Source organism: Pseudomonas sp. PS01297 (genome assembly GCF_029959305.1).
In the GTDB taxonomy this organism is placed as follows: Bacteria; Pseudomonadota; Gammaproteobacteria; order Pseudomonadales; family Pseudomonadaceae; genus Aquipseudomonas; species Aquipseudomonas helleri.
The window spans coordinates 1-1,171 of the sequence record NZ_JASCPQ010000207.1; the positions used below are offsets into that span (position 1 = coordinate 1).

A 1,171-nucleotide genomic window follows, 5' to 3' on the forward strand; every position below is an offset into this window, starting at 1 on the left:
AGCTGTTACAATAAACCCTGTAGTCGCTGACGAGGCACGAAGGCTGCGATGCGGGCCGCAGGACCGCCGATTGGGGTCGCTGCGCAACCCATCGCAGCCTTCGTACCTCGTCAGCGGCTACAAGATCCTGAGTTACATCCGGCCGAATTTGCCCGACTGGAAGTCCCTGAACGCCTGGTGAATCTCAGCCTCGCTGTTCATCACAAACGGCCCGTGACCAACGATGGGCTCGTCGATCGGCTCACCGCTGAGAATCAACAACACGGCATCGTGGCTGGCGTGCAGTTTTATCTGCGTGCCTTCACGTTCGAACAGCGCCAGTTGACCTTCGCCCACTGCTTGCGCGCCATTGACCTCGACCGTGCCGTGCAGCACAACCAGCGCCGAGTTGCGGCCCGCAGGCAGGTCGAAGGTTGCCGACTTGCCCGCGTTCAGGCGTATGTCCCACACATCGATGTCTGTGAACGTACGCGCCGGGCCACGTGTGCCGTCGAACTCACCGGCAATCAAACGCAAGGTACCGGCATTGTCCTTGAGCGTAAGCCGTGGAATCTCGCGGTCCAGAATCCCTTGGTAACCCGGCTCGGCCATTTTGTCCTTGGCGGGCAGGTTCACCCACAGCTGGACCATTTCCAGTGCACCGCCACTGCGGGCAAACGCCTCGGAGTGGAACTCTTCGTGGAGAATGCCGGACGCTGCCGTCATCCACTGCACATCGCCGGGCCCGATGATCCCGCCGTTTCCGGTGGAGTCACGGTGTTCAACTTCGCCTTTATAGACGATGGTCACCGTCTCGAAGCCACGATGCGGGTGTTGCCCGACGCCACGACGCTCAGTGGTCGGCGTGAACTCGGCTGGGCCCGCGTAATCCAGCAAAAGGAACGGGCTGATGTGCTTGCCCATCGTGTCGTAGGAAAACAACGTGCGCACCGGGAAACCATCGCCGACCCAATGACCTCGTGGAGCGGTGTAGAGACCCATAATGTTTTTCATGTTGCACCTCCTGTCATGCATGGCAATCACTATAGATTCGCATCACCCATATCACTAGATGGCAATTTTGAATTAGATCGTTCTATGCATGGAACGATAAATATCCCGTAGGAGCGAGCTTGCTCGCGATCTTTTGATCGTTTAAAGATCGCGAGCAAGCTCGCTCCTACACAAAGCA

At 58.1% G+C, this 1,171-nt stretch carries 1 protein-coding gene; it reads right to left on the reverse strand.

The genetic code is table 11. The annotated features are described in order from the left end of the window. Positions 1-132 precede the first annotated feature (132 nt). Complete coding sequence (locus tag QMX84_RS26295) at positions 133-993, reverse strand: pirin family protein (RefSeq protein ID WP_282365153.1); 861 nt, start codon at positions 991-993, stop codon at positions 133-135. Between the last annotated feature and the right edge of the window lie 178 nt (positions 994-1,171).